The organism is Lewinella sp. (assembly GCF_050633125.1).
GTDB lineage: Bacteria > Bacteroidota > Bacteroidia > Chitinophagales > Saprospiraceae > Lewinella.
Window position 1 is genome coordinate 1 of sequence record NZ_JBOEFX010000030.1, and the last position, 26,523, is coordinate 26,523.

At 46.1% G+C, this 26,523-nt stretch carries 24 protein-coding genes; 5 read left to right on the top strand and 19 right to left on the bottom strand.

The genetic code is table 11. The features are described 5' to 3' along the window. The first annotated feature begins 240 nt into the window (after positions 1–240). Positions 241–1,437 carry an NAD(P)/FAD-dependent oxidoreductase gene (locus ACRBG0_RS08525; RefSeq protein ID WP_431486477.1) on the top strand — a complete coding sequence of 399 codons (1,197 nt, stop codon included), beginning with the start codon at positions 241–243 and terminating at the stop codon, positions 1,435–1,437. Between the two features lie 112 nt (positions 1,438–1,549). Here ACRBG0_RS08525 and ACRBG0_RS08530 read toward each other — a convergent pair whose 3' ends face one another. Further along, the gene (locus tag ACRBG0_RS08530) at positions 1,550–3,361 is read right to left on the bottom strand and encodes a T9SS type A sorting domain-containing protein (RefSeq protein ID WP_431486478.1); all 1,812 of its coding nucleotides are present in this window, start codon (positions 3,359–3,361) and stop codon (positions 1,550–1,552) included. Positions 3,362–3,517: 156 nt separating this feature from the next. Here ACRBG0_RS08530 and ACRBG0_RS08535 point away from each other — a divergent pair, with 156 nt between their 5' ends. Next, positions 3,518–5,482: a GEVED domain-containing protein gene (locus tag ACRBG0_RS08535; RefSeq protein WP_431486479.1), complete on the top strand. Its 1,965-nt coding sequence runs from the start codon at positions 3,518–3,520 to the stop codon at positions 5,480–5,482. Positions 5,483–5,720: 238 nt separating this feature from the next. Here the strand turns inward: ACRBG0_RS08535 and ACRBG0_RS08540 are convergent, their stop codons facing one another. From ACRBG0_RS08540 to ACRBG0_RS08615, 16 genes are all read right to left on the bottom strand, one after another. Then, entirely contained in the window at positions 5,721–6,506 is a 786-nt protein-coding gene (locus ACRBG0_RS08540) for a GNAT family N-acetyltransferase (protein ID WP_431486480.1), read from the bottom strand. A gap of 113 nt (positions 6,507–6,619) precedes the next feature. Beyond that, positions 6,620–7,477 carry a transglutaminase family protein gene (locus tag ACRBG0_RS08545; RefSeq protein WP_431486481.1) on the bottom strand — a complete coding sequence of 286 codons (858 nt, stop codon included), beginning with the start codon at positions 7,475–7,477 and terminating at the stop codon, positions 6,620–6,622. A 51-nt stretch (positions 7,478–7,528) separates the two neighbouring features. Next, positions 7,529–8,245 (bottom strand): peptidase, encoded by a 717-nt coding sequence (locus ACRBG0_RS08550; RefSeq protein WP_431486482.1) that lies wholly within the window; start codon positions 8,243–8,245, stop codon positions 7,529–7,531. Continuing rightward, positions 8,246–9,214 carry an alpha-E domain-containing protein gene (locus ACRBG0_RS08555; RefSeq protein ID WP_431486483.1) on the bottom strand — a complete coding sequence of 323 codons (969 nt, stop codon included), beginning with the start codon at positions 9,212–9,214 and terminating at the stop codon, positions 8,246–8,248. It abuts the gene before it with no gap. Positions 9,215–9,218: 4 nt separating this feature from the next. After that, positions 9,219–10,658 (bottom strand): circularly permuted type 2 ATP-grasp protein, encoded by a 1,440-nt coding sequence (locus ACRBG0_RS08560; protein ID WP_431486484.1) that lies wholly within the window; start codon positions 10,656–10,658, stop codon positions 9,219–9,221. Positions 10,659–10,735: 77 nt separating this feature from the next. Continuing rightward, the gene (locus ACRBG0_RS08565; protein WP_431486485.1) at positions 10,736–10,921 is read right to left on the bottom strand and encodes a hypothetical protein; all 186 of its coding nucleotides are present in this window, start codon (positions 10,919–10,921) and stop codon (positions 10,736–10,738) included. Beyond that, entirely contained in the window at positions 10,914–11,201 is a 288-nt protein-coding gene (locus tag ACRBG0_RS08570) for a hypothetical protein (RefSeq protein WP_431486486.1), read from the bottom strand. The genes ACRBG0_RS08565 and ACRBG0_RS08570 overlap by 8 nt, the downstream gene beginning before the upstream one ends. A gap of 131 nt (positions 11,202–11,332) precedes the next feature. Next, entirely contained in the window at positions 11,333–12,178 is an 846-nt protein-coding gene (locus ACRBG0_RS08575; protein ID WP_431486487.1) for a MaoC/PaaZ C-terminal domain-containing protein, read from the bottom strand. 174 nt (positions 12,179–12,352) lie between these two features. Beyond that, positions 12,353–15,805, bottom strand: coding sequence for a hypothetical protein (locus ACRBG0_RS08580; RefSeq protein WP_431486488.1), 3,453 nt, complete (start codon positions 15,803–15,805; stop codon positions 12,353–12,355). A gap of 324 nt (positions 15,806–16,129) precedes the next feature. Further along, positions 16,130–16,750, bottom strand: coding sequence for a DUF3592 domain-containing protein (locus ACRBG0_RS08585; protein WP_431486489.1), 621 nt, complete (start codon positions 16,748–16,750; stop codon positions 16,130–16,132). Positions 16,751–16,823: 73 nt separating this feature from the next. Further along, positions 16,824–17,207, bottom strand: coding sequence for a DUF3037 domain-containing protein (locus ACRBG0_RS08590; protein WP_431486490.1), 384 nt, complete (start codon positions 17,205–17,207; stop codon positions 16,824–16,826). Further along, positions 17,197–17,976, bottom strand: coding sequence for a HipA family kinase (locus ACRBG0_RS08595; protein WP_431486491.1), 780 nt, complete (start codon positions 17,974–17,976; stop codon positions 17,197–17,199). Before ACRBG0_RS08595 ends, ACRBG0_RS08590 begins: the two co-directional genes overlap by 11 nt. Positions 17,977–18,031: 55 nt before the next feature. Next, complete coding sequence (locus tag ACRBG0_RS08600) at positions 18,032–19,642, bottom strand: hypothetical protein (protein ID WP_431486492.1); 1,611 nt, start codon at positions 19,640–19,642, stop codon at positions 18,032–18,034. A 41-nt stretch (positions 19,643–19,683) separates the two neighbouring features. Further along, positions 19,684–19,896: a hypothetical protein gene (locus ACRBG0_RS08605; RefSeq protein WP_431486493.1), complete on the bottom strand. Its 213-nt coding sequence runs from the start codon at positions 19,894–19,896 to the stop codon at positions 19,684–19,686. Between the two features lie 10 nt (positions 19,897–19,906). Next, on the bottom strand, positions 19,907–20,284 hold the full coding sequence (locus ACRBG0_RS08610; protein WP_431486494.1) for a hypothetical protein: 378 nt from the start codon (positions 20,282–20,284) through the stop codon (positions 19,907–19,909). Between the two features lie 36 nt (positions 20,285–20,320). Beyond that, positions 20,321–20,962, bottom strand: a complete 642-nt coding sequence (locus ACRBG0_RS08615) for a CPBP family glutamic-type intramembrane protease (RefSeq protein WP_431486495.1) — start codon at positions 20,960–20,962, stop codon at positions 20,321–20,323. Positions 20,963–21,118: 156 nt separating this feature from the next. Here ACRBG0_RS08615 and ACRBG0_RS08620 point away from each other — a divergent pair, with 156 nt between their 5' ends. Continuing rightward, positions 21,119–21,661: an RNA polymerase sigma-70 factor gene (locus ACRBG0_RS08620; protein WP_431486496.1), complete on the top strand. Its 543-nt coding sequence runs from the start codon at positions 21,119–21,121 to the stop codon at positions 21,659–21,661. A gap of 127 nt (positions 21,662–21,788) precedes the next feature. On the opposite strand, the gene ACRBG0_RS08625 is transcribed toward ACRBG0_RS08620, so the two are convergent. Continuing rightward, on the bottom strand, positions 21,789–23,096 hold the full coding sequence (locus ACRBG0_RS08625) for a hypothetical protein (protein ID WP_431486497.1): 1,308 nt from the start codon (positions 23,094–23,096) through the stop codon (positions 21,789–21,791). 353 nt (positions 23,097–23,449) lie between these two features. Between ACRBG0_RS08625 and ACRBG0_RS08630 the strand changes: the two genes are divergently transcribed. Beyond that, a complete protein-coding gene (locus ACRBG0_RS08630; RefSeq protein ID WP_431486498.1) occupies positions 23,450–24,547 on the top strand; it encodes a family 16 glycoside hydrolase in 1,098 nt (365 codons plus the stop codon). An 88-nt stretch (positions 24,548–24,635) separates the two neighbouring features. Here the strand turns inward: ACRBG0_RS08630 and ACRBG0_RS08635 are convergent, their stop codons facing one another. Further along, entirely contained in the window at positions 24,636–25,148 is a 513-nt protein-coding gene (locus tag ACRBG0_RS08635; RefSeq protein WP_431486499.1) for a DUF1761 domain-containing protein, read from the bottom strand. Positions 25,149–25,389: 241 nt separating this feature from the next. On the opposite strand from ACRBG0_RS08635, the gene ACRBG0_RS08640 reads away from it, so the two are divergent. Beyond that, a partial coding sequence (locus ACRBG0_RS08640; RefSeq protein ID WP_431486500.1) for an energy transducer TonB occupies positions 25,390–26,523 on the top strand: 1,134 nt, incomplete at its 3' end.

Sequence of the window (26,523 nt, forward strand, 5' to 3'; positions counted from 1 at the left end):
ACTTTAGCATGTATAATCATAGGCATTTGAGCATCGTAACAGGGGTGTTTAATGCGTTGTATCTACTGCAAAAATAGGAATTTTGAAGCATTTTCTTTTGAACCACCAAAGGGCACTTAAGGGGAGAGTATTTTGAACCACATAAGAAAACAGAAGGGATTATAAGGGGTTGGCCTATCATGGTAAATTCATGAATTTGCCATGATAGGCCAATTGCCCGATAATGCCTAAATTCGTGCCATGAAGCAAACGGTAGCTATTATCGGGGGCGGGCCAGCAGCATTGATATTGGCTGCTTTTTTGGACCAACAGCAATTCGAGACAACCATCTACGAGAAGAACAAGACCGTAGGTCGCAAGTTTCTCGTAGCCGGCAAAGGGGGCTTCAATCTTACCCATTCAGAACCGATGCCAGCTTTCGTCGGACGGTATACGCCTACAAATTTTCTGCAACCGGCGCTCACTCGTTTTAGCAATGAACACCTGCGACAGTGGCTGGACGGGATAGGTATACCCACCTTTGTGGGCAGCAGCAAAAGGGTCTATCCCACAAAAGGCATCAAACCCATTGAGGTGCTTCAGAAAATATTGGCCGTAGTGGAAACAAAAGGAGCCCGTATCCTCACAGATCATACCTGGACGGGCTGGGGGGAGGACAATACCCTCCTGTTTGTAGAACAAATGCCTGTAAAAGCAGATTACACTGTCTTTGCCCTTGGTGGCGGCAGTTGGAAAGTGACGGGATCAGATGGTAGTTGGTTGCCTGCTTTTGCTAAAAAAGGAATTGCTACGATGGCCTTTAAACCGGCCAACTGTGCTTACCGGATTGATTGGCCTGCTGCCTTTCTTGCGAAAAACGAGGGCCAACCACTCAAAAACATAGCTATTTCCTGCGACAGTAGCATCCAAAAAGGAGAAGTGGTGATTACCCGTTTCGGGCTGGAAGGCAATGCCATTTATGCGCTGAGTCCACAAATCCAGGCACAACTCGACGAGGAGCAAAAAGCAACTGTCTTCCTCGATTTAAAACCTATGTTTACGGAAGAAGACATCCTACAGCGGCTCCTCTCCTCTCGGGAGAAAACGATGACCAGTACCCTCCGGCGGGGTCTTAAATTGGGGCGGGCACAAATGGATTTACTCCATGCTTTTCTCTCCAAAGAGGATTATTTGACTCCCGATAAATTAGCGCCCAATATCAAGCGCTTACCGCTAACAATTCTAGACTCAGCCCCACTGGACGAGGCGATCTCCACCACTGGAGGTATTGCCCTGGGTAGCGTAGATGCTCACTTTGAGCTTTCGCAAATGCCGCAAACCTTCTGTATCGGCGAAATGCTGGACTGGAATGCACCTACGGGCGGCTACCTACTACAAGCCTGCTTTAGCATGGGGGTGTTTTTGGCAGATTACCTTAATGGGAAGTTTACCTCTTAGAACTCCATAAATTCTGCGGCTCATTGTAGTCTGGAGACTAACCTGCTCGACATCACTAACAACACCTATACCTTCACGTACGCGAAGCAGCCCGTATCCCTTTACACTTAGCTTACTGATAAATCACCTTCAAACCTTGCGCACTTCCTGCTTCCCAAATATGCACAAAATACAAACCCGACTTAGGCAACTGCAAGCGAAGCTGGCCTTCTCCCAAGCTGATCTGTTTGTAATCAACCTGCCGACCGAGGGCGTCGAACAACCGTACTTCAGGATCATCAAAATTGCCTGACACCGTGATCTCGCCAGTGTTCGTCGGGTTTGGGAAAGCGTGCCAAGAAGAGGAGATTTCTTCTAATTCGCCAAGCGAAGTACCGATATCATTGTAGGCAAAGACACATTCTTGTAGTCCCAAGTACTTGGGGTTATTCACATCGTCCATCGTTTCTTTTACGCCCCAGCTGCCCCATTTCGAGTAGCTTCCGTGAGAGGAAAAGTGCGCAAATAGTCCGCCGTGGTTAGTGTACCAATAATCAAAATACTGGCAATAGGCGGCTTGCAAATCAGGATGATGGTTGGCTGCATTCAGTTTTACAGTAAGCTCATCTATGTTGACGTTTGCGCCGGTGGCTACAAGGTGTTGGCCACCTTCGTAGGCAATTAAATCGAGGCCAAAGTTGTCAGCTACCACCTGGTTGTCCTCCATATAACCGAAGGAAACCGGGAGGGTCGCTTCCATACGAGCAACAATTTCAGCTATGGAAATCGTAGCTATCTCTCCCTGACTCACAATGGTGTTGGCCACATCCGTACCGCCAAAGTAGGGCGCTATCGCTATCGCATCGGCAGCAACCTGGGTAGGATTATACATCGGGGCATTGAAATACTCCATTATCCGGTTGGTCACCCAAGCGTTGGCCGCTTGGGTAGGGATGACCCGTATCAGTCTATCGGCTCCTCCGAAGGTATCGGTGAATACTCGGAAAACATCTGCGGAACGCTTGGCCGTGTATTGCCAGGCGCGATCCCAGGAAGCTTCCGGATAACCGAGGATCAGTCCTTGCTCGGCAGCGTAGTGATGTTGGTCAAATTGGGCATTCCATACTTCGTTGCTGTACTCCACATAGATGTTCAAATCAGTATCAAGGTTCGCCAAAAGGAAGTTAGCCAATTGTTGCAAGTAATCATCGTCTGCCTGATGAGGTATATTGATCCAAACGTCTTTCTCAAGGAGGTTGACTAGCTCGACGACATACTCCCAAGCTACACCTTTTGCAGTACTTTGGGTGAAGTAATCGTAGCGGCTACGCCCTGACCAGCTGGTAACATTAGAATTATTGGTGCGCAGCCAATCCATAAAGCGGATGGCTTGAAAATCGTCTAAAAAAGTTAATAACTCATTTGTAAAAACTTGCTCTTCATAGGTGTTTACATAATCTGGATAAATGAACTTTATATCCGTGATCGGGTCTTCTACCGACGAGGCTTCAATCTCTACAGAGACCCCGCTGGTCACTGTCACCATCGTATCTACCGGGCACTGAAACACCCCACTCGCACCAAAGCGCAAACTCACCGTTCCGCTCCCTTCTACCAACAAGCGATACTGTCCCAGCGGTAAAGCCTCCTCTATATCCCACAAAAGTAATGCTCGGACACTTTGGGGCGGATTTACACCATCATCATAAGGGATTTCCAAGGGGTAACCCTGTTCGCTTAAAGGCACTGCCACCTGCGTATCCCAGGGGCCATTGCCATCGGCTTGAAAGCTGATCCATTCCCGGCTTTGCTTGAAGGCATCAGTAAAGACCAACTCGGTGGAATAGTCATGTACCGAGGTAAGATTGGTGGCTATTGGCCGTTCTTGAGCAAACAGAAGTGTTGAGAAACAATACGTGAATAAGAATAGGATTTTCGTCTTCATAAGGTGGGATTATTTAGCTCGTAAAATACAGATTTGCTGATAAAAATCATTGATTATAAACCTAAAGATAGACTACCTTTAATAGGGTTTTCCTGTATTACCCCACTCAATATCCTTTTCAAAGGAACTATTTCAAATCCAACTTTAAAGAACAATATGAAAAATTTTACAACTCTTCTTCTCTTGCTCCTTGTCATTGAAGGCTTTGGGCAACAACGCACTTGCGGAAGCATGGAAAATCTCGCAGAACAATTAGAGCAGGACCCCGAAATGCGCGAACGTATGGCCAAACAAGAAAGGTACACCAAGGAGTACCAGCGTGGGCAAAGGTCGTTAAGCAGCGTCATTACTATTCCTGTTGTTTTTCACATTATCCATGATGGCGATGCCGTGGGAGTTGATGAGAATATTTCAGATGCGCTCATCCTGGCACAGTTAGATCAAATGAACGATGACTTCGCTTTAATGAATAGCGATGCAGGCATGATTCCGGCTATGTTTTCCGGGCTAGCAGCCAATACTATGATCCAGTTCTGTTTGGCCGAACGCACCCCCGATTGCCAAGCTACTACTGGTATTGAACGTATCAACCTCGGTCAGGCCAGTTGGAGCAAAGCCGATGTCAACTCTATAGTAAAACCCGGCACTATCTGGGATCGAGATCAGTACTTGAATATCTGGACCGTACGTTTCGGTGCACCAAATGAAGGCCTACTAGGCTTTGGGCAATTCCCTGGCGGCACTGCCAATACCGATGGTGTCGTCAACGCTTTTTACACCACCGGATCGCTTGCTATGCCCAATCCACACCCTGATGGCTTTGGCGTTTATAACAAAGGCCGCACAATGACCCATGAAGTCGGGCACTGGCTCAATTTAAAACACATTTGGGGAGATGCTATTTGTGGCGATGACTCAGTCGCAGACACTCCGATTCATAATGACGAAAATGGAGGATGTCCCACTCACCCCAAAACAAACACCTGTAGCGGTACCATCACCGAGATGTTCATGAACTACATGGATTACGTCAACGATGATTGTATGCACATGTTCTCGCAGGGGCAGAGCGACCGTATGTGTGCGGTGTTGGATGGTGGTGACCGTAGTAGCCTAGCGGCTTCGGAAGGCTGTATTGCCCCTGGGGTTTGCTATTGTGCTGCAGCCTCAGATGATTATGCAGCCAATGAAAAAATTGGCAATATCACTTTTGCAGATATCGATAATACCTCTACTTCTGATAATCCTTACGAAAACTTCAGATTGGTTCAAGGAGAAGTTGAAAAAGAAGAGAGTTATACATTTACAGCTACTTTAACTAACGGTTTCTCAACCGATCAGGTATTGGTATGGATCGACTACAACAACAATGGTGATTTTGACGATGCTGGCGAATTGGTTTACACTTCTTCAACAGGTAGTGGCCCTCACAGTACGACCATCACTATTCCTGCTACAGCCATGCTAGGAGAAACTCGGATGCGGGTACGGCTACACGATACTAGCCTGGACCCCAATGCAACCTCTTGTGGCAACTCTGGTTACGGGCAGGTCGAAGACTACACCCTGAATATCATCGCAGCACTCCCTGTAGACTTTCTCTCTTTTACGGCCAAGGCTACCGAGGCATCAGTTGCTCAGCTAAACTGGCAAACAACTGCTGAATTCAATAACAAAGGCTTTGAGGTAGAGATGGCACGCGAGGAAGCAGCCAGATTCACCAAGCTGGGTTTTGTACCTGCGAATGAGGCTCACGTTTACCAATACAAAAGCCACACATTAGCCGCTGGGAGGTATTACTTCCGCCTACGGCAGGTGGATCATGATGGCCAATTCACCTATTCTTCCATTCAAAGTTTGGTCATTGAAAAAGGTAGCCAAGGCTTCAGCCTCGCCCCTAATCCGGTAAAAGACCTCCTGAACCTGCAAGTCGTAACTGTTTTAACAGAAGATGCAACCGTCGAGATTCTCCAACCTACTGGGCAGGTTATTCAAATGGCTACACTCTCTGCGGGCAGTTCTACGCTTACTCTTAGTGTCAATCACTTACCCACAGGTAGCTATATCCTAAGGATAAACGCAAATGGACACCTTGAATATGTGCGATTTATAGTACAATAGTGCTATAAATTCGGGATGACTCACCGCAGAACTTATCGCTAAAAACGAAACCCCGTGATTTCTAATAGTGAAATCACGGGGTTTCGTACAAAGAGTCAAATAAATAAATCATTCTTTTCAGCTGTTTAATGACCCTTTCTAAATTAAAATCAGGCTGGGCTTTGGCCTCAGATAAAATTCTGAGATGACTCATGTTTCTTTTTAAGAATTTCTTTAGCTACAGCTCTAAAACGCAGCCTTAAAACTCCATCTTAAAAACAATATGACTTTGGTAAAACCCCGCGCCTTGGATGGCTTTTTGCGAAGCAACATTATCCAGCGTAGTAGAACATATCGGTATTCGGTACTCGCTTTTAGCAATATTCGCCAAAGTAGCTAACATCTTTCTACCCCATCCTTTTTTTCGGGCGGTCTGCTTCACGATCATTCCTACATCTGCGTAGGCAGGTTGTGTATCACTAAGGCGGCATTCTCCTGTCGCTGTGAGTATATTATCCTTTATCAATAAGAAGAGTTCGCCCCTGTTGATCAGGTTCTCGGCGTAGCCAAAATTATCAGTAAAACCGGCCTCTTCTTGAAAAAAAGACTTGACCGCGAGGAGATCATCCGCAGTGGCCTTTATTAGATTTAGCAGCTCCTTATTTTCTGCTCCTTTGTGTGGAGAATTGTATTGAAAATTGAGCGTATCTACCTGAGTCGTCTTCGCTACAGCTAGGCATGCATTGAAGGCTACTGGCTCAATGGAACTGAGCAATGCCCCTTGTATCAACTTGGATTTGATCAATTCTTCTACCGCCTTGGTGATCTGAGAACGATACGCTCCCAACAGGTAGAGCTGATTGAGATGCTGCGCTTCATCAATACAGCAATAGCCAATAGGTGCATCATCCAAGATGATCATAAAAGGATTAGCGGAGGCTATATGGAGCGCTTCCCACATGCCATCGAGCGGAGCAACAAAAGTACGGTACAGCTCTTGACGATAGGTACTTACCTCTTCTTGGGTCGTAGGTTGGAATTTCATAGTAGGTTTGATTCTTGGTATTCATTTTGGACCATAAAAGGGATTATAAGAACATATAAGCGCCTTTTCTAAAATTCTTAAATGACCTCATAATCCCTTATATGGTTAATTTTTCAGGAGAAATCCGTCAATAATTCAATCTGCAAATCTGTGAATAACTTAGCGCTGGCATCGCCCCGTAAGTTCCCGCTCACGGGCATTGTATTTTCGTAAATGCTGCTGGCTGCTACCGGAATATGGGCCGTACCTACCACTATCCCGTGCGTAGGGTCGTAGCCAACCCAACCAGCTCCGGGCAGAAAAACCTCTACCCAAGCGTGGAGTTCAAAGCTGGGTTCCTCATCGGTAATAATGTAGTTGTAGCCACTCACAAAACGAGCAGCCAGGCCGAAGTCGCGCAATAACTGTATCATCATCCAGGTAAGATCACGGCAGGAGCCCTCCCGACCAGCAAAGGTATGATCAGGTGAAAATGGTTCGCCTACTTCCCGATAAATGGCGGTAAAATCTTGCTGAATCTGTTGCGTCAGTTGTGTTAAAAAAACAGTGGTATTAGCCTGTGCTTTTTTCAAAACAGATTGGCCATATTGACGTAGTTCATCGCCGATGGCAGCTCCTTGCAGCGCCGGTTGTAAGACTTTTTCTTGCTCAAGACTGTACGAAAAAGGCAACTGAAGCGCAGTACCAGGGTAGAGAATAAAATCAAAAGGATTGTGTGCTGCTACATCTACGATCGATCCCACACAAATGCTAAAAGCATCGTGTACACCGTCAAACCAGCAACTGTCGATCAGGTTGTTTTCTGCATCTCTTTGCTGGCGGTGACCACTAGGTTTCGGGCTTATTTCCAGATGAAATTCTTCAACAGTATGGAAAGGCGTCACCTGAGGGCGAAAGCGCAACAGGTGAGGCTCGAGAAACACCGGCTTTGAAAAAGCGTATTGGGTTTTGTGGATTATTTTGTACCTCATTTCGTCCATTTATTTTTGCGCTATTCCTTATTGATTCTCTGACAACTTTTATCAGAGCAGAAGTTTGTCCAACCACTCATCATTCAATTTGTCGACGGAAGCAATGAGGTTTTTATTCCAATCACGCGACAATTTGGTAAGCTCTTCCTTTTTGTACCGCTTTTCAATAATATTGAAAGAATCCTTTTCATAATAAAGCACATCAATCGGATAATCCACATCGTTGGCACTAATCCGGGTGGCATCAAAAGAAAGGAACCCCGCTTTGAGGGCAAATTTCAAGGACGAGCTGTACTTGATTACCCGATCCAGGATGGGTTTACCATAGCCATTGTTGCCCACTATCACAAAAGGAGAGCCATCGGCTACTTCTACCCAGTTGCCTTCTGGATAAAGCAGGTAGATCTTGTGTTCCTCATCTTTTTCCAGTTGCCCGCCAATGATGGTAAAGAGGTTAAAGCTAAGCCCTCCTTCCCGGAGTGATTTCTTATCCTCCACCGCTACCTGTTTGACTTCTTTGGCAAACGCATTAACCACTTTGTATAATTTATTAAACGGTTCTTCCCGTTCTTCCAGGCGTTCTTTAAAATACGTCATGGCTTTATCACGCACTGAACGCAGGCCCGAAGTCATGATAAAAAAGGAATGCTTATCCTCGTTAACCGTGTACACTTTTTTAGCGCTTCCGGTAGAGCTTCCTGAGGTAATGCGGGTATCGGCAATGCCGATGAAACCCGTTTTGGTTTTTATGCCGAGGCAATAGGTCATTTACTGGTTTTGACTTGATGTTTCCTGAATAATAGTATTCACAGCACCAAAGGACGTAAAAATTAGCGAAGAAGCTCGATTTAAATTTTGCTGGAATTGATCAATGTATTCGTGCAGTCCGCCTGCAAAAATGTCCTCCACATTGGTTTGTTCCATCGCTATACGCATACGGGTCAGTTCGGCAGTTGCAGGATGCTCGACATCCCCGGTAATACTTTGCAACGAGCGCTCTGCCTGAATCAAACATTTGTACATCGAGCGCGGGAATTCAGGGTCCAGTAACAAATAGGCTGCAATGCCCATTGGTGTCAACCGCCCATTGGTTTTACGGTACATATCATAAGCCGTTACCGATTTGAGTAAGGCCACCCATTGAACCATATCCAAGGGCGAGCCTAAAATTTGAGAAGAGGAAACAATGAAGTGATACTTGACATCCAGTATCCTTGAGGTCTTATCGGCTCGCTCAACAAGGCGGCCCATTTTGGCAAAATGCCACCCTTCATTCCTCGAAATAGTAGCATCGTACATGCCATAAAGCAACTGGCAGCCGTCTTTTATTTTCCGGAAAAACTTACGTGGATCCTTCTTTTTCCACCTCTCCTTTTCATTCCCTTTTTTGACGAAATAGTACAGATAGTTGATCTGCTCCCACACTTCCTTGGTAATCTCCGAGCGCACAGAACGTGCATTCTCTCTGGCATTACTGATGCAGGTAAAAATCGAGTTAGGGTTTTCTGGGTCAAAGCCCAAAAAATAGATAACCTGGTTTTTTTCTACTCCTCCGTAGCGATCAGTATACGCTTGCCAATCGCCAGTAGCGACGATGAGTGGCTGCCATTGTTCTGCAACCGAGGGAGGCATTTCTAAAGCCAGGTTAAAGTTAACATCTAAAAACCGGGCGTAATTTTCTGCCCGCTCGATGTAACGGTTCATCCAATAGATGGTATTTGCAACTCTATTTAGCATGTTCTTATTTATTCAAGACCCAGGTGTCCTTACTCCCGCCTCCTTGTGATGAATTAACAACCAACGACCCTTTCTTCAACGCTACACGCGTGAGCGCTCCGGGGATGATTTTGATTTCTTTTCCGTATAAAATGTAGGGCCGTAAATCAACATGACGACCTTCAATACCTTCATCAACCAAGGTAGGCACTCGTGAGAGGCTGATCATCGGCTGCGCAATATAATTACGCGGATTGGCCTTGATTTTACGTACAAATTCCTCTTGTTCTGCCTTCGTAGATTTAGGGCCAATCAACATGCCGTAACCACCGGAAGCATCCGTCTGTTTGATAACCAAATCCGCAATATTTTCTATGACGTGAGCACACTCTTTAGGGTCGGCACAGATGTAAGTTTGTACATTGGGCAAGAGCATATCTTCGCCCAAATAGTACTTGATAATTCTAGGAACGTAGGCATAAACAGCCTTATCATCAGCAACACCCGTACCTGGCGCATTGACCAATACGACGTTCCCTTTGAGGTAAGCTCCCAAAAGACCGGGAGTGCCAAGCAACGAATCTTTATTAAAAACAAGGGGATCAATATAGTCATCGTCGACTCGTCGGTAGATGACATCTACTCTTTGCAAGCCCCTGGTTGTCAGCATGTAGACTTTATCATCTTGCACCACCAAGTCGCGACCTTCCACCAATTCTGCCCCCATCTGCTGAGCGAGGTAGGCATGTTCAAAATAGGCAGAATTGTAAGCCCCCGGTGTAAGTACCACAATTGTGGGATGCTCCCGCTCAGGCACCAATGATTCTAGCGTATCGCGCAAAAGGTGGGAGTAATTGGACACTGGGCGGACGCTCAGTTTTTCAAAAATATCAGGTAAGGTTCGCTTCAGGATTTCCCGATTTTCGAGCATATACGATACGCCCGAAGGACAGCGCAGGTTATCTTCAAGCACATAGAAATTGCCATCACCACCACGGATCAAATCACTACCAGTGATATGGCACCAAACTTTCTGAGGAGGGTTAAGCCCAACACACTCCTTGAGAAAAGTAGCACTCGACAGCACCAGATCGGCAGGAATAACCTTGTCTTTTAGAATTTTCTGCTCGTGGTACAAGTCGTCAATGAACAAATTCAACGCTACGATACGCTGACGTAAACCTTTCTCCATTTCTTCCCAATCAGCACCACTGATGATACGGGGAATAATATCGAGAGGAAGAATCCTTTCGGAGCCTTGGTTATCGCTGTAAACATTAAAAGTCATCCCCATAGACAACTGGGCTCTATCGGTGGCAAAGCGCAACGAGTTGAGCTTTTTCCAGTCCATTTTTTGCATCCGGCTCTTAAAACGAGCATAATGGGAACGAACATCCCCTTGCTCCGAGATCATTTCATCGAAGAAACCGCCGGTATCATAACCGGTAAAGTTGATTTTTGGCATAAATTGTAATAAAGAAAGATGTGTAATCGTGCTCTACAGGTAATATAACAAAATTAGAGCATTAATCATCTACGTGCTTAACCATTCACCAACAACTTGAAAACCGACTTGGTAAAGCGGACATACTCCTGGGTTTCCAGATCAAAGCCCACCCATTGGTACTGATTGCCGTAGGGGCAAGGCGGGGCACCCTCTTCTGAACCTGCACGCAGTTCGTAGCGAGCAGGCTCCGCGAGGTAGTCTTCCATGCTTACTTTACGCATCCGTTTTGCGATAAGTTACCTTACAGCTATTGCATACCTGGTTCTCGCCTTGGTCATTCAGCTGGATTCCACTCAGGTGTTTATTAGCATAATCCTGAACCCAACCTATATTGGGGTTGGCGCTGTTGACATCTACATTATTGTTCTTTATCGCTTCGTAGAATTGGCCGCTATACTCAGTCTTACCCCAACAATTAGGGCACACTCCTTCTGGTGCTGCTTCTGTATTATGGCTAGGATTACCTTTCAGGAAATTCATTAATGATGTTGCTAAACTCACTTGTTATTTTTTTTGTCAATAATCTATAAGGAACGGAGAAAACAGATGATTTATACGAATCCTCAAGTTTTACTTATCAAAACGGTAGGAGTAGGACTTTTTGAGAACCCTGTTGCCTAATAAAATAAGGTTTAGTACATCGTGCCTTCCATCGTCAAGCGGCCCGTTTTGCGATCACTTAGTTGGAAAGTAACCTCCTCTCCTTCTAACCAAAATTTCAAGACCTGTTTGCTTGGTAAATACACCGGGCTTTTGAAGTCTACAGTAATCCCTTTCATTGGTTTACCCAAAAATGTTTCTGCCGACTTCAACGCGCGGCCAGCACTGTACCAACCATGTAGAATACGGGAAGGAAACCCCATTACTTTAGCTACCAAGGTAGAGGTATGAATGGGATTTATATCTCCGGATGCCTTGGCGTACTGTTTGCCCAAATGGGCTGATATATCCCACTCCTCGCTGAAGACAGGCGTATCCGAACGCACGACCTCCTCTTTCTTAGGGCGGCGAGAGCTTGGTTGTTTGCGTTTTCGCTTGGCGAGATACACACTGGTACAGGTCGCGACCTTCCTCTCTTTTTGCAAGAAATCGACGGTAAAAGTCATGACCAAAGGGCCGTCTTCCTTGTAAGGCACCTCTCCTGCAACTTCTATTTTGAAAGGTTGCTGCATGTCATAATCGGCCAATTCCTCCAGCTGATTACTCAGGTGTACCAAACCAGGAATAGCAATGGTGAAGGCTTTCTCCAACATGAGCGCCGTCTGTGCTCTTTGTGCCAAAATATAGAGGTACGCAAAGGGTGCCTGCTGAGTCCACCCCATCATCGTCACATATTTTTGCAATGCCCCTTGGTCAACCATCACCTCCTCGTAAACACTATCCAGTACAATACCCGAAGGTTTGATCTTTATCCCTCTTCGCAGCGTAAGCAACGACGGCAAGATGAGTTTCGACAGGCGGGGAAGTTGGGGGTTCATGTTGTTAGTTTTTGTGTGTGTTCGCTACGCTCACGGGGGGACTCATTCTGATAAATCGGAACTCGCGGTAGTGCTCTCCCGATGAATCGGAACCACGGGGGTGTTCGTTCCTCACTGTGGTGCTCATTCTGACCTCTTGTCGGAATGAGCACAACCGTGAGCACCAGCGAACACTTACGTGAGCAAAGCGAACACAACCTCCACCTCCCCCGTACGATCCATTATTTTATCACTCCATTCCTGGCTCAGGCGAGTACCTCCTGTTTCCAAGATCGTACCATCCTGCAGGTGAACTCTAAGCGAGGCTTTCTCTCCTCGTTGGTAAACAAAAGGCACCTGACAATACGTGAAGGCCAGGCTTCCTTTAGACAAAGAAACCTCCTTTGAATCTCCTTTTACATCTACGTAAGTAAAGGTTTCCTCCGAAGTCAAAAACTCGGAGGTTTGCAACAACTCTGGCCGGCATTCAATCTGTCCGTTTTCGACGAAGATGCCCAGTTCGCCAAAACGAGAGAGGATATCTTCCTTTACTTGTCCGGTCATACCTGGCTGTTGAGCACCAGCATTTCCGGGAGTGTGCGAATAAGGGTCCATAGGAAAAGCGCCGTAATTTTCCGGCGTTTTGTGGATACCCAATCCGGCGCGGATATCGTAATAATGCTCGACCAGTTCCTTGATCAGGTGTTCGTCTTCGCCTGCCTTGATGGCCGTCCAACAATTCTCTTCTACCGCCAGTAAGAGCTTCGACACCATGTGCCAGTAGATAGAACCTAAACCTTCGTAACCAAAGAAAGTGCCCGAACGACCTGTGAAGGACTGATGATCAAACACGCCTTCAAAAGCAGCCAGGATATGGTCGGCTTCTGTTTGCGGCAATTGGCCATACTCGCTTTCGGATAGCGTAGCCAACACCCGTTCGATATCCTTCTGGTTGTTAAAGCTTCCGTTAAAGTGGTAATCGCCTCGAACGTCTTGTTCTATCAGGCGATGGTCTCCTTTGGCTACCATCTGGCTGAGCAGGTTTGATCCTTCCACAGCGGCCGCAGGAATGGTATTCTTCACCTCGAAACGCGGGAGCTGACGATCCGGATACAAAATATAACTGTGCTGATCGGCACGGTAAAGATCACTTTGGCGCAAAGCACGCAAGAGATCCAGTACTTCAGTTGCAGAAAGCACTCCTGCACTAAGCACAGCAACCTGCCCTTCCAGCATTTCGTACAAATACCGAATGGCAATACCGCCATCTTCCTTAACACTCATCAAATTGTAGGAATGGTAAAGCTTATCCGGGCGTTCGTTGGCCTTGATAGTATGATCCGTAAAGGCTAGCACATCCCTCAGGAAGGTCGAAATTTCATCACAGCTAATCGACTGCTTCTTTTCGGAAAAGCCAGCGTAAACTTGTTTCCGGTAGGTCTCGCCAGCGCGGCCCAGTTCATCTACAATCTGGCGGCGCACTCCATTGTTTATTGCGCCAGACAAGTGTGTTTTATGTTGTTTGAAGGTAGTAGCAATGGCCGCGAGTAGCTCCGCAACTTCCGTTGAAACATTGACTTCTTCTTGTGATAATTGCTCAAAAAGTGATTGACAGAAGGTTACGAAACGGCGGATGTAAAAGAGTGTCACCATCGATACACCGCTACCTACAAGGGCGTTATTGGCATCGTTCCATTCCGGGCGTTGGGTATTGAGCCAGATGCCTCCTTCTGGGATAAAGTTGGACAATTTTGCCAGTAAGGTTACCAAAAGTTTTTCCGTAAGGTTAACCAAAATCACCTCGCCTTTTTTGTTCCAAACCAGCTTCCCGTCGGCTCCTTGGGCGGCTACGCGATGACCAATTTCTTCTTCCAGTTGATGGTCAAAATCAACGGTATCTTGCGGATCGGCCAGAAGCTTTTCGTAACTCCGAATGCGGTAAGGTACATTGGCGTAAGCAAACAGCGGCTGCGTGAGCATTTGCGTAAGCGCATCGGGATGGTGAGCCTGAGAAAGCTCCAGTAATTTCAGCAAGTAAATGATCTGGTGATCGCCCCAGTAACCGATGTACGACCAAGGGTCATCTTCTTCTATGACTTCCCAATCTATGCCGTTACGGGTGACTCGGTAAGGGTTGTAACCATCGGGGGTGGATGCATTGACAAATTTGCTGATCATCCCTTCCAGATAGCGAGGGTAGGACAAGGCCAGACCTTCCCAATTTTGGAAGATATCGCGCCAGTTGCCTTCGTAGTAGAGCTTCTTTTCGCCGGACGGTTCTAGTAATTCGATAGAGAACCGATTCCACGGCCGACTGGGGTCGCCATGCCGGCGGCTGAACGTGAGGGGCAAGTATTCCAAACACAGGCGATGCAATTGGGCGTCGCCCTGTTTAGCAGCTGCACCTATTAAATCGGTATAAGCAATCGTCGTTGGCAAACCTTGCAAAAATGCTTCGTGCTGGGTTGCTACCGTTTTGTTATGATGATGAATAAAAGTCAGCAAATCCCTTTTGGTGACCAGGTAATTTTGGTCAAAAATGCCGCCCCGCATCACATTGAACAGGACGTTGCCAAAATGCCGGGCTGTTAGCAACTTATCGCTCGTTTGTTGTAATCCATCCGCGTTGGCGACGATCTGAATGAGTTTTTTCGTACCCGCAGCAATATCAGCTTCCAGTGCTTCAGACAAGCCAGCATCTTGACTGATCCAATCGGCCAATGCTACCACCTCAGCAGGGCCTTGATTGATCTCCGCGACAAAGTACCAAGTCTTGCTTTCGCCTTTTTTCAACGGCAAATCACCTTCTATAAAGTAACCACCCCGTTCAGCACGAATATCGGTTTCCTTGGTAAGGGCTTGCCCTTTGCGAAAGTCATTCAGTTGTCGAGAACAAAGAAGGTTGGTCTTTGCGTCCAAGCCCGTAGACCATACCGTAGTAGCCTGGAGCGATTCGCTGGGTTCCGCCTTATCCACGGGGATAGAGCTCAGGAGAAACAGCCCCAATCCGGAAGGGGTTAGCAGTTCGTTTTTCTTATAAGCATCCAGTAATGTACTGCGTTCGGTTTGCATCTTGAGGTCGATGCCGTAAGGCAAAAGGTTTTGCAAACCATCCAAGATTCTGACTTGGACGGAAGCGGCCCCATGGCATTCCAAACGTGATTTCTTCACGAAGCCATACTGCTTACTATTGTACCAACCGTAGGAGAAAGTGAGTCCTAAATCGTGGTTTTCTTCTTCAAAGATCAGCTGGTTGCCACAGATATTTTTGTACAGGTTGCGGCTGATCTTGTAAGCACCTTCAAAGCGTTCAGAGAAGGGTTCCCAGAGGAAAGTCTTGCTGTCTTTCTCTACCAACAAGATGGTTTTGCTACCGGTAAGCTCACCGCTGTCGTGGATTTTATCATCCGTATAATAAGGAAACAGGGCATTCTCCGGATTTTTTCGCCCAGCCGACAAGCCGCCTTTACTGGAGATATAGAGCCAATGATCGTCATCGCTCACCACACTCATAAAGAACGGTGGCATTTGATCGTAATGGCTAATTTTGTAGTATTCTGTTCCGTCGCGGGTGACGAATTCACCAGACACCTGGCCATTGGAATAATGGAGGGGTGCCGGGCCGATGTGGATAGCTTGCTTACTCATGCGTTCTATGTTGGAAAGTTTACAAGAGCTTCTTGAGGCATATCATTTTGTAAATAAAAACGCCCCCAGAAGCTCTTAGACCCGAAGATAGAATTTTATGGGTATTTTTCGAATATTGTAGGGAAGGGTGTTTCGGAAGTGGGGAATCTGCTAGTCAAACGTATGATCGCACTGGTACGATCAGGGTTTTCGCTAATCGTATGATCGCACTGGTACGATTGGCGTACTGACTGAACGCATGATCGCACTGGTACGATCAGCCCCCAAAGAACACCTCCTCTTCAATCCTTCTACCAATTTCAGCTCGAAGATCCCCGCCAATGGTTACGGTACTACTTCAATCAAACGCAACACCGAACGATCAATACCGATTCCGAAATAAACAATGTATAACAAGACTAAAACCACCAATGATCTAGTACCAAAACCGACAGAAGGGTAACCAAGGAATATCCCCGATATGGCCGCAAAAGCCAGGGAACAAGAAATCGCGCTTACGTAAAAGAATAAAATAGAGTTGTGTATCCCGCGCACCAATACAGCCTTCTCTGGATTACGAGGATTAATATAAGCTACAATCTTCTCCCCTACGACCAACTTCTCTTCAATTTTATTCCGATCCATCTTCTTTGTCGAAAATCCCTGAACAAAGGCATTTCGATCACTGGTAATCGTATCTCCTTGCCACTGGTACGAATAGGCTACTCGCATCCTCCGCACGGATCTTTTTTTACGACTACTCCGCTTACCCCTTCCACTTCGAGGGCTACTCGAAGAGCTGGCTTCGTAGATAATTTTCTCTATGGTCGCTTCTACCGGCGTCCAGCTTTGTGCTACTACTGACATCACGGTGCCGTATAAGCCAATGCTTAAACCGGGGAGAATAAACATCCCTAAAAAGATGATTAAAACGACATTGCCGTTACCGCGTGGGGATTTTTTCACTATTTATTTTTTGAGTGTATTGCCGTTTACAATAAATAGCCTGAGAGGGGTAATGGTAACCGCCTTTGTTCGCTTACAATACATATCGCCGAAACAAATCCTCCAACACCTCCTCTGGCGATTCACAAATACCGGAATGTATGCGAGATGTTTGTAAAATCGTACTCCGAGATGCGGATAACCAGCGAAAGCGGTAAGGCTGTTCTTGTTGGCCAATGCTACCGCCTTGGGTACCACCTGCGCATACCGCTTCCCAAGCTTCTAGGTAGCTTTTCAACATTTCGACATCCAATGCTTCGTCGAAAGTCAGCAAGCGTTTTTCGTTGAGCTGGTACTTGATGCCCAGGTATTTTTTACGTTTGGAAAATACAATGACGCCTACGTTGAGAAACTCTTCGCGCTCGACCTTGGGGACTACCCGGATGACGGCAAACTCGTATGGGACTCTATTGGGCATCGTCGGCTTCTTTGGCTAAAGCAGCGAGCTTAGCGATTCGGGAATTCAGAAACGCCTCGTAAGCCGCTCTTATTTCTGCTGGAGGAAGAGGACTCCCTTCTTCTTCCAACCAGTCTTCTGGAATATTGGCAATAATATCTGCAATAACCTCACTGCTTACTCGAGATTGAATTTCGGTGGCTGCCTCCATTAAATTGGTGGCTCGTTCCAAAAGAACATGGTCTTTGATATTGGGAAAAGTTCGATCCAGGTGTTTTTCCCAGTGGGCCCAATTGTGGTGAAAATACAGGCTGGCGCCGTGATCAATCAACCACAACTCCTTGTTCCAATTCAATAAATTGGTATTCTTGGGGGTCCGGTCGATATTGATAATCATGCTATCCAGCAGCACCACTTTTGCAGCAGTTGCAGCATCCGCTTCGGATACAAGAGGATCGTAAGTAATGGCTCCAGAAAGGAAATGCATCCCCAGGTTGAGCCCTACACTAAACTTCAACAGGTCTTGTATTTCCTCATCCGGCTCCGTCTGGCTAAAAGAATTATCCAAGTTCATAAACACCAACTCGGGTACTTTCAACCCCATCGCCCGGGCGAGTTCTCCGCCGATAAACTCAGCCACCAGGGCTTTTTTGCCCTGCCCTGCTCCGCGAAATTTCAGGACGTAAAGGAAATCATCGTCGGCCTTTACAATGGCAGGCAAGGAGCCTCCTTCTCGCAGCGGCTGCAAGTATTGTACGACATCGACGGTGCGGATTTCTATCTTTTTCATGGTCGCCAAGATAGCGAAAAGTTATGGGGTCTTTTTTGCCAATCGGTGATAAGAGTTAGCCCTTAATCAGTGACTTGATGACTAGAAAGGTCGGATCATACTCGCTAGTGATTTTTAAAAAATAGGCTCCCGTTGTCAATTGACCAAGATGGTTATTCAAATCTTGATAGTTGACGATAAACAACCGCAGACCACCGGCATCATAAAGTTCGAATACCCAATCGTTTTCCGCTTCTGGCAAATGGATTTGGTCATTAAAGGGATTAGGGAAAAGCTGAACATTTGCCTGTTGGCGAATGCTACCTACTGCGTTCGGGCGAATAAATTCGTAAGCGCCAACATCAGGGCTGTCATCAGCAAATCGGTCATTGTGGACGATATCAAATGAGGTTGCATAATCAGCATCCCCTGCATCAATAAGGATGCTGGTAGGCGTAGGGTAAAAATCGAAATTTAGATAATCCATGAAGTTCTCTTCGTATTGAGAATAGGTATTCAGCACGATGTTGTTCACCTGTTCTCCATCTACAACAAATTGATTGGCCACATTATTGGCCACCACACAACCAGAACTGGGCGCTCCGTTTTTATGATCATCAATCCTTATCCAACTCGCGCCGGGCGTAATATCTGGTGTAAGATCAATGACGGTATTATTGATGATTTGGCAGTTATTCGCTCCCAAAAAAGTGATACCATGCCAATGGTCAACGCTAATGACATTGTTCGCCACGATCCAATTATTGTAAAAACCGTCAAAACAACCAATCCCTTGCAAAGGCCCATTAAGTGACCGAGATGGATCATCCGTATTGATGATAGTATTGCCGATGACCTGGTTGTCATCTACCACAATACCATTGACGGTCCAAGACTGGATACCATCGTCGTGATTGTCGTCCACATCGTAGCAATTTTTGATCAAATTATACCTAAAGGCCACATGAGAACCCAGCAAACGCATACCATCACCAGAAAAATTGATCACTTGGTTGTTCTCGGCTCTGATGTAATCTCCCCAGGCCGTGATGCCCATATCGATATTGGTGAGCAAATTACCCGTAACGACAACCGAGTCGGCTCTAATATAAATGCCATCACTTACTTGGGTTAACCATTCTTCTGCCGTTACCCAAGGTGTCGGATGGCTGTATATTTCACAACCATGCACTTCAATATTAGAAGATGGCCCCTGATGCGCGTGTGACTCAATATAAAACAGTCTCCAATTCAGAAAATAACCATAATCAGAAGTACTCACCTTTACGTTTTCAAAGCGCCAGTTTTTGCAGGCTTGCAGCCTGATTTTTTCAATAATGGGAACGTGCCCCTCCTCGCCTATTATCGTTACCGGAAATTCATTGATGTAGTTTTGCAGGAAGACTTCGCCGTGTAGCCCATCCAATAAAACCAGCGTATCGCCAGCATGTACAACACCGTTGATATTTTTGGGGACCAAGCTACTGGTAACAGCATTGTATGGCAGTGGCGAATAACGATTAGAGACAATAAGATTGGCATTGATCACTTCCTCCAAAGCTCCCCATGGCGAATATATAGAACCATCATTGGTGATGCTGCCGTTGGCAGGGTCGAGGTAATACTTGTTCCCGTAAGCGATAAGGCTTAGCGTAGTAAGCATCATTAACATCAAGAGCTGTTTCATCTTCCTATTTTTTATCCAATTCCTTTTTTTGCCGCATCAGGTCATTGTAATAGTCGGCTCTGAACTCTCTTTCCTCCACAAATATTCGCCCCCGTCCTATCGCCCTTTTGAAGACTATAACCTGCCATCCGTAGACGCCCAGTTAAAAACATCAATACTTCCTCCCCGTTTATACTGTCAATAGTCAGGTACGTTCCAGGAGAGGCTTCCTGCTCAACGATACACTTCCTTAGTTCAAACGTTGGTGTTTGCATAAGCTACCAATTATTCGTTCTCTTGATGGAAGTTTCCAGGTAGTGAATCTTCCTCTTTGGCTCTTTGCGCCAAATCTTGTTGAATCCAGAGGTTAATTTTTTCTACTTCGTCAAAAGAGACATGAAAATAATGCCCAGTATTACCCGATTTCTCTTCCGCTTCCATCAAAATATCTCTATAATCACAGGAACGCAGTAGTATTTTGCAAAATTCCAGCACGTTCCCATTCGCCAAATACACGACAGCTCTGATACAACTATCAGTATAAAAGATAGACTTCATCCGCCTTCCATAGCTGACCTGATCAAAGATAAATGCAGCGTTTTCTTCTTGAAAATCACGTTTTATCCTTTCTACGATGTCTTTAGGCAAATCCATATTCGTCATCTTCCTCTTTTTTTATCATTCAAGAATCTGCCCCAATCAAAGACCTAGTCCACCAAACACCTCTTGCCAAGGATCACGGGCCAGTAAGGTGTAAAAGAAAAACCCTCCTAACCAGCCGTGATAGATGCCCAACACCAAAAGATTGTGCCCTTGTAAATACAGCCAAGTGTACACCAATGCCAACCCAAAAGTACCAGCAACCAATAAAAGGAATGGGAAATGTACCACTGCAAATACCGTAGCCGTCAACAATATTACGACCCCAAGGGCAAGTTTGGGTTGTTCTAAATCCCGCAGGTTTTTACCGATCAATCCTACGATCAAAAACTGCTGAACAATTCCCCACAAAGGATACATAAGCATGATCGGGAGTATTCCCCAATTGAGGCGGTTCGTCCCCCAATGATTCCCCAAAAGGTAAAACACCACGACTAAAACCACTGCAAATGGCAACAATAGCCGAAAAGTACGCCAAAAACCGATAGTAGTAAATCCCCAATAAGCCAATATCTCCGAAGACTGGCTCCGACGGTATAACACATAAGCCAACCACCCCAAACAAGCCGTGGTAATATAGAGCAGCCGCCACTCCAGCATATCCATAAAAATAAATTTGCCCAGCCCAGTAAGCACGACAGCTCCTGCTTCTAGTAGGCGAGTTCGATTGGTTATTTGCATAGCACGTTTTTTATTTTCTTAAAAACAGAAACCCCCAATCCGTTCTGAATTATAAATCCGAACGACGGGTGGTCGTCCTCCCCATATCTTTGCGTCATACTTATTTACTAAAGGAAGAACCAATTATCCTTCGATACAGCACGAAAATACTTCATTATGAAATCACCCGACAACACCGACCTCTTTCTTCGTTTCCAAGCTGGCGATCAAAACGCCGTCAAGCAGGTTTTCCACGACTACTACCCGCTTATGTGCCAAACGATTTATCGGATTATCAAAGACAAAGATACTGCCGAAGACTTGGCACAAAATGTATTCATTCGTGCTTGGCGCAAACGTGAACAAATTGCTATCCACCTTTCTCTGTCTGGATACTTGCGTAAAATGGCAATCAATGAAGCTCTTTATTATTTACGGCATCAAGCCAAGCGAGCAAGTATTCTAAAGCAGTACCAGCCTGGGCCAATTACCACGCTTACGACGCCTTTAGACGAGGTTATCCGAGATGAAACTGATCTCCACATCAAGAGCACCATCCAGCACTTGCCTCCCCGCTGCCGGACTATTTTCCAACTCAATCGTACCGATGGCCTCAGCTACCGAGAGATCGCCCAGCGCCTGGACATACGCCCCAAAACGGTCGAAAATCAAATTGCTAAAGCTTTGCGTATTTTGCGGCATTCTTTGCAGGCTGCATAAAGGCAACAAACTGCTGGAATGCCTCCTGAAAACGAACCGCTATTGCCATGAGTCGTATCGACAGTATGATTTCTTCAAATACCCCAAATCATTTTTGCCCTAACAACAGCAGACAGGGGGCCATTAATTACTCCCCAAGTCCTTCATTAAAATTTTCTTCCACTATCCATTCTCCCTCACTGCTTCCCAACAAGACTTTTTCGACCTCCCCTCCTCCTGAAAACCTAAAATCCAGCGCACTTATTTTTTGTCGCTTTACCTGCCCCGGCGTCTGATAGGCTTCTTTGTTGTTAACGAAGATTTTTAGCACTCCCTTCCTGGCGACAATCTCCAGTAACACCTCCTCCGAAAAATCCACCCCAAAGGCCGAAAGGTCATATTTATTTCCGGGCATATTGTACTGCATCACCCGCAAGTTCGAGGCTGCAATACACCCCATGGCAAGCAAGGGCACTTTGATAATACTCCCCTCTCCCATCACATATACATAAGTCTCCTGACAGGCTCCACTACCTGCTGCGTAGGTATTACGTAGCCTTACTCGCAAATGAAAATTATCGGTATTCAAGCCTTCAAAATCCTGTGCAAGCCCCAGCCTTACCAGTGGCACCACTGGTTCCAGCGGTATGCCATGTGCGGCTATATCACTAGAGTACACCGCTAGCTTCCCTTCCTTTCGTAAAGTTCGCGGCGGCAGGTATACCGGTACGGGCTCCTGTACAATCGCACCGTACCAATCATCAGACAAAATATGTAATGCATGTTCTTTAACAACGGCACCGCCTACCAGCAACTTTGCCAGGTAAAAACCCGGATAGTAATAAATCGAGGTGTGATATTGCTGGCTACGTGGCAATCGAACCCGGCGCCGTGTATCCCAACTCTGCTGAACCTCTATCGAATCAAAAGGCGCAAGACCAGCATCTATCTCAAAAACAACCGAATTAGGTACACCTTCGGTACGTGTTTTTTTGCTAAAAAAATGAAAATCGTCCGGATTAAATGTCGGCTCCTCCTTATGCCCCGGAAAAAGCAGTATTAGCATCACCGCCAACCCCAATGCACCAGCCATCGCCTGCCACCGCTGCCACCATTGGCCCTTCGTTACTTTACGCTTTACAGCAACTTTATTTGTTGCCAACACGCCCCCCGTTCTCACAAAAGCACGCCAATTTTCATGCGCCACAAACTGCGCCAACACGTCCAATGTATTCACCGCAGGGCTACTTTCATAAGCCACTTTTCCCCACACTCGCTTCAATGTCACATAACTCAAGGGGTGGCCCGTCTCTTCCTGTATCTGCTCACTCAATCGCACAAAATCCTGATGTGTCCATCCGGCTGAGGGGCCCCAGTCAAGTTTATCTTCTATCGCCAGCAGGCACCTGGCTATATTTTTCTCCGCTTTACTCATGGTCACAAAAATAAGCTTCAACCGCCAATGTTATGCTCCTCGTCACAACTTGTACCAAGTTGTACAAGCCTTGTATTGCTATTTTCTCCCCTTCTTTTCTCCTTTGTATCAGTAAGTGTAATAACACATGGTTCCGGCAGGAGTATTTGTTTCTACTGTCGGGCCATTTTTCACTTTCACGCTTACTTTCATTAGTTGGGGCCTCCCCTTCCTGCGTCGGGGCGCTACGTTGCGCAGTTCGTTATTCACTCAGCCCTTTGGGCCAGCCCTGTTCCAGGGCTGCTACTTCACATCGCTAGGCCAAAGAAACAGCACAAAAGCAAAGACCATAACCCCAGAAAACATTAGCAATAAATTATAAAAAATCACCTTTTATGTACATCAAATTATTTTTCGCAATCCTCTTTAGCCTGTCTATTACAGCCGGTATCGCCCAAACCATTGCAGTACCATTTGATAGCCTCCGTTGGCAATTGGAAGGCCAATACTACAAACTGACAACTTACCAAAATCAAGATGCGCTCCTTCTTCGCGATGCAAGCGCTACCCTCAATGATGTTCTTTTACAGGACGGTATCCTCGAATGGGACATGGCGTTCGCGGAGCAACGGGGTTTCGCGGGTATCTACTTCCGTGTCAAGGATGATCGCAATGCAGAGGTTTTCTACCTCCGCCCGCATCAGTCTGGCAAGCCCGATGCCAACCAGTATACGCCGCTCGACAATGGCCTCACCAGTTGGCAACTTTATACCGGCGAAGGGTACGCCGCCGCCTTACCCTACGTATTTGACCAATGGTTCCATATCAAGATGGTCATCACAGGCAGGCAGGTCACCATATTCCTCAATGGCGCTACTACTCCCAGTCTTAATATCCCTTGGCTTCACCATATAGCAGAAGAAGGGGCGCTACAGTTATACGCCAGCCGTTTGCCGGTCTATTTTGCCAATTTCTCCTATCAAGTCCTAACCCCAGAGCAATCCACTCTAGATCCTCCTGCTCATTCACCATCTGATCCTTCCCTCATAAAGTCATGGGAAGTATCTTCTCCTTTTGCAGAAAATGACCTTAACGCCATCACCAATTTAGAGAAATTTGACACCCAAGACCTCCAATGGACAACACTCGCTGCTGATCCTTCCGGAACGACCAACCTAGCCACAGTCTCGGCTTTCCAAAAAGACAGTGCCAATACTGTTTTTGCAAAGCTTATCCTCAACACCAATCAACCTCAAATCAAAGGCTTCCAATTTGGTTTTAGCGACCGTGCCCGAATCTTTTGCAATGGTAAGTTGTTATTTGCCGGCAATGACACCTATCGTACACGAGACTTTCGCTACCTGGGCACCATCGGTTATCACGATACGGTCTACCTACCTCTCAGGAAAGGCCACAACGAAATATGGATAGCCGTTAGTGAATCCTTTGGTGGTTGGGGCGTCCAGGGCCGCTGGCTAAACCCGCTCGAATAATACGGAACTCTTCCTCTATAACATGAGTCATGCCGAATTTTGGCCTCAGCCAAAACCCAGCCTGACTCATGTTTATCAAAAACTCGGCTTATAGCCCTCCAAATTCCAAGGTAGCGCTCAACAATCCCCCCATCAACATCAAGGTAATTGCCCAATAGCCAAAGTGGATCAGGACGTATTTCCAACCACGACGCTCAAAGGCGGCATTAATACCGATTAAGGGCAAGGCAAAAAACAAGGCATTTATAAAACCGTGTACCAGGCCGTGTGTAACCGTACGGTGGCGATCGCCATATTTCGTCATAAAGTCACTCAATTCCTGCTGAATGGCACTCCCAGGCTCCATCACTTCTGGCATAAACAACGACCCAACATTGACTTGGTGAACCACTGAACCTGTCATCCCGAAGGCCAGAACAAAAGATAGTAGGTAGGCCGTGCCCATAATCACAGACATATTGGCGCCTTCTAGCGATTCCATTGTAAAACCATTGCTTTTCATCCAGGCAGTACCCAATACTTTTGGATGGTAATACGTAGCACCAATGATCATCGGGATCAGAGCGGCTACAAAGTACATGTAGAAATTAGTAGGTATCATAAAAATTGTTTAGATAGGTTTGAAAAAACGATCGAAATGAGGTGCTGACAAGCCTTGTTTTATCCACAAAAAATGTCAGACAAATCAAAAATAAACAAAAAATGTATTTATTTACTACAAGTCAACTAAAAAAAGATGATAAACCCCTAGCAAACAATTACATGGCCTGTTACTTTGATCACAAAATCCGTCAGATGAGAGCAAAAAATGAGTTGCATTATCTTTCCTAAATAATCATGCTATGCCTTGCTACTCTTTTATCTTTTCCCTATTCGCATTTACCTCTTTTTGTACTGCTCAGGAAAACACTTTCAACGGTAGTTGGGAGCTTACAGAAATACTTGACCCTAATAGCGATTTGCTCCCAAAAGTCACGGAACAATACCACGGAAAGCGTTTCCATTTTCTCCCCGAATGGCTGATCATCGAAGACGAGGGTGGCTATTTCTTAACTCCTTTACACACCACTGAAAACACCGCCGATTATGGCAGTGCATCTTTAACCCCCACTAAGCAAACGGATGATACACTCCAGGTTTCTCTTCTGGATGCCAACTACACTAAAGAATTCATTCTTGGCTTCACAGCAGCTCCTCCTCTGTCAGGCGAGGTAACGAAAGAACTGCTGCTACAACCGACTGTCGTCCACCAAAATGGCTTTAATTTTCAGGGATTCTACGTTCATTTTGACGTGGCAAAAAAAGAGTATATCTACTACCGCTTTTATCCAGACAGTACCCTGACGCGCAGTACGTCAGCACTTCCGCCAACACAGATGATTCCCTTTTTGAATCAAGCCGTTGACCATCGGGAGGCCGTCATTTTTTCACTGGCTGGCAAACAGGAAAAGAATGAGCCAGTTGCTCGTTTTTCAGCACCGCCGCAAATGGAGTTTATCAACCTGAGCAGAATTGTCTACCAGGATTTTACGCTACATCCTCATCAGGACAGCATCCTTGTAACCAAAACCACTCACTATAATATCGTTAATGAACCCGGTAGTAGTGAGCAATTCACCCTTACCTTCTACCCTACTGATAAACTCTCTTACCGGAAAATTGCAGAACCAGGCAAGCCTTATAGAATCAATTACCGCAGTCTAGCGGGGATGTCCTCGCCAGAAGAATCGCCCTACTACCTGACCGACGAAGCCCCCCGTTTTCCAGGTTGTGAAGAACTGACAGATACTGATGAAAGACAGAGCTGCTCCCAAAAGGCACTTATGACTTTCATTTATCGGCGATTAAAATACCCAGAATCAGCCATTATTAAAGGAACCGAAGGAACGACCATCGTAGGATTTACCGTACAACCCGATGGCAGTGTAGTTAATATAAAACTATTGCGAGGCATAGGCCCAGGCTGCGACCAAGAG